Below are 3,909 nucleotides of genomic sequence, written 5' to 3'. Positions count from 1 at the left end.
TAACGTTTTTTGATAAAGTAAGAAACCTTTTCAAACAAGAAACCTTTGAAATTGAAGCATATAACCCCGATGAGCATGGTCCGTTATCTGTTTTTAAAGGTGTAGAAGGCTATGAAGAAATTGATAGATATTGGGTAAATGAACCCTATGCGTTTGTTGTAATTCTTTTTAATCCTGAAATAAACGATTATCTTTACTATCTTGTAGAACCCGAACTGAGTGACTTTGAAACGACGTTTCTGACAGAAATTAAAGACCGGTTGCGTAATGCCTTACTGGTTGAAAATATTGAAAATAAAGATGATAAGGAAGCAGTACTGGATGAAAAAATACGTATTATCATTAAGGATTATGCTATTGATGTGACACCCCTGATGCTTGAAAAAATTTCCTACTATATAAAGCGTGATTTTGTCAGATACGGTAAAATTGACCCGCTGATGAATGATGATTATATAGAAGATATATCAGGTAACGGTCACAATATTCCGCTGTTTTTGTATCACAGGATATATCACAATATAGCCACAAACATTGCATTTACAGAAGATGAACTTGATTCTTTCATAATACGTCTTGCACAGAAATGCGGAAAGCATATATCACTGGCTGAGCCGATGGTTGATGCTTCAATGCCGGATGGTTCCAGAGTTCAGATGACTCTCAGTACTACAATAACTACACATGGGAGTACATTTACCATCCGTAAATTCAGTGAAGTACCGATAACTCCTATCGACCTTATTGATTGGGGTACTTTTTCTTCAGAACAGATGGCATATCTCTGGCTTTGTATTGAAAATAACAAAAGTCTCATTTATGCAGGGGGTACTGCTTCAGGTAAAACCTCATCTTTAAATGCAGTATCTCTCTTTGTCCCTGAAAAGGCGAAGGTAGTAACACTTGAAGATACCCGTGAAATCAAACTACCGCACACAAACTGGATTCCTGGGGTTACAAGGGACTCATTTACAGCTGATGAGCGTGGTGCTGTGGATATGTATGATTTATTAAGGGCGGCTCTTAGGCAGCGTCCTGAATATCTTATTGTGGGAGAGGTAAGAGGTAAAGAGGCGTTGACACTTTTCCAGGCAATGTCCACAGGACATACCACATTTTCTACCATGCATGCAGATTCTGTTCCTTCAGCAATCCATCGGCTTGAAAATCCGCCTATAAGTGTACCCAGAAACATGATACAGGCACTGGATATAATGACTATTCAGGCACAGACCTATGTCAGTGGCAAACGAGCAAGAAAGAACCTAAAAATTGTAGAAATTGTTGATATAGATCCCAATACCAGAAACTTAAGGACAAATGATATTTTTGTCTGGGATTCAGCAAGGGATACATTCCAGAGGACAGGCGAATCCCAATGCATCTATGAAATTCAGAGAAGAAGAGGTTGGAATGCTGCCCAGATAAATGAAGAACTCCATTACCGTGAAAAGATACTGGATTATATGGTAAACAATGATATCAGGGATTTCAAGGAAATATCAGAGATAATCAAGTCCTATCAGGCAACACCTGAAAAACTATTGCAAAAAATCGGTCTTAAATAATCCGTATTCTGGTGTGATAATTTGGATAGAAATACAGAAAACGATGAATTTCTGGATGAAGTAAATAATGATTCGGTTGTATCAGAATCAGATAACCAGAACCAGGAATTTTCAGATGATACAGAATCACCAGATACATCAGAATATGAAAAAAAGATGTCTTTTAAAAGTCTTAAAAATAAATTCCAATCCAAAAACCATCAGGATAATGGAAAAGGGTTATCTAACAAAATTTCGTCCAGAATAAACAACCTTGATCGTCAAGCTAGGTTGTTTTTGACCATTTTCAAAAAAATCCCCTTTGCTCTTTTAGGGGAGAAGATGAAAGAAAAAAAGAAAAAATATGCAAGACTACAGCTCCAGCTTAAACAGGCACGTATACCGACTTCATATGAAATGTATATTTCAAATGCCATTTTCTATTCGGTTGTTAGTGGTCTGACAGGGGCAATACTGGGTATTTTTACCGCATATATGCTTATTGTTGTAATAGGTTTGCCTGATAATCTTACTAACCTTACATTCGGTCCTTCAACCGCATGGTTGCTCAATTTTAAGGAAATATTTCTGTCACTGTTTATTGTTGTTTTTACAACAATAACGCTTGGTGGAATGACATATGCACTTTTTCTGGTCTATCCTGGATTTCAGGCGAGTGAACGTAAGCGGAGTATAGACAGTCATCTCCCCTATGCAGTAACATTTATGTATGCACTGAGCAAAGGCGGAATGAATATTATAAACGTTTTTGATTCATTGTCAAGGTCAAGTAATACCTATGGTGAAGCATCAAAAGAAGTCGAAACTATAATCAGAGAAATGGATTATTTTGGACACGATTTAAGAACTGCAATATCCAACGTCAGTGAAATGACACCATCTGATAGGTTCCAAGATCTCTTACACAACCTTTTGACCGTAATTGATAGTGGCGGAAGTATATCAAAATATTTCCAGGACAAATCTGATCAATATTTGAAAAAAGCAATTGATGACCAGAAGGGTTTTCTTGAAACACTCGGGTTACTGGCTGAATCCTATGTAACAGCATTCGTAGCAGGTCCTTTGTTTATAATTATCATGGGTATCATGATGACTGTCATGGGTTCTGGTTCTATATTGATGGTTTATGCGGTAATTTACGCGGTTCTTCCTATCGGTTCTGTGATGTTTGTAGTAATGATTAGTATAATGGCACCAGAGGATTTCGGAGAACCTGCCTACCTACAGACAAATGAAATCTTTGATCATGGAATTCCTGAAATACCATCCTATCTTGAGCCAGAATACGATGAAAATGGACAATTAATAAATGATACCAAAGAAAAAGTTGAGAAAAGACAGTGCTATGAAAATTTTGTCAAATCCAAACAGCAACTTAAATACAAAAATTTCCTCAAGAACCCATTAAAACCACTTTTTAATAACCCTCTTTTATCAGTGTCTATAACTTCTCCAGTTGCGATTATATTGCTTTTTATTTTTATTACCACAAATATGAATACATTTACTACAATGTCAGAAACTATCGATTTTCTTGATGACCGTCTTGTAATTGCGACATATATCATAATTGTTCCACTGGCTATATTTCATGAAACAAAATCTAAAAGGCAGAAAAAACTTGAAGGAAATTTCCCTGATTTTTTGAAAAAACTTGCCAGTACAGTTGAAACGGGTATGACCCTTCAGGATTCAATCAAGCTCATGGTAAAAACCGATAATGAAGGTCTTAGTGATGAAACAAGGAAAATTTGGAGGGACATCTCATGGGGTATGGAACTCAATGATGCACTGGTAAGATTTGCAAACCGTTTAAAAACTCAGGTTGTTTCACGTTCACTGACACTTATCACCAAAGCGAATGAATCAAGTGGTGATATTGGAGAAGTGCTCATGGTGGCAGCCAGAGATGCATCTTCTGAAGAAGAAATGAAGCGTGAGCGTTCCATGAACATGATGATTTATATTGTTATCATTTACATATCCTACATGGTTTTTGTTGGTGTCATCTATGTTATATCCACCACTTTTTTGACAGAAATGGCTGAAGCAGGCGAACAGATGACATCATCTGGTGCTCAGCAAATGGGTATGCTTGGAAGTTTTGACCTTGATAAATACACAAGAATTTTCAAACATTCAGCAGTAATACAGGGTTTGTGCTCGGGTCTCATGGCAGGTGTCATGGGTGAAGGCAGTGTTATGTCGGGGCTGAAACATTCAATTATAATGGTAACAATAGGATACTTTATATTTACATTATTTATCTAATACAGGATGTCGAGATTATAATGAAAGTTGCAGGTATCGATGAGGCTGGCAAGGGTCCTGTTATAGG

Annotated in this window: 2 protein-coding genes; both read left to right on the top strand. The window is 36.9% G+C overall.

Going from position 1 to position 3,909, the window contains the following annotated elements:
* On the top strand, nucleotides 1-1,568 hold a 1,568-nt coding region (locus QZ276_RS00160; RefSeq protein ID WP_292484162.1), incomplete at its 5' end, for a type II/IV secretion system ATPase subunit.
* Nucleotides 1,569-1,589: 21 nt separating this feature from the next.
* Nucleotides 1,590-3,842, top strand: a complete 2,253-nt coding sequence (locus QZ276_RS00155) for a type II secretion system F family protein (RefSeq protein WP_292484160.1) — start codon at nucleotides 1,590-1,592, stop codon at nucleotides 3,840-3,842.
* The last annotated feature ends 67 nt before the right edge of the window (nucleotides 3,843-3,909 follow it).

This window comes from Methanohalobium sp. (genome assembly GCF_018609725.1).
Taxonomy (GTDB): Archaea; Halobacteriota; Methanosarcinia; order Methanosarcinales; family Methanosarcinaceae; genus Methanohalobium.
The sequence above is the reverse complement of the archived record's forward strand: the minus strand, read 5'-3'. Positions and strand labels throughout refer to the sequence as shown.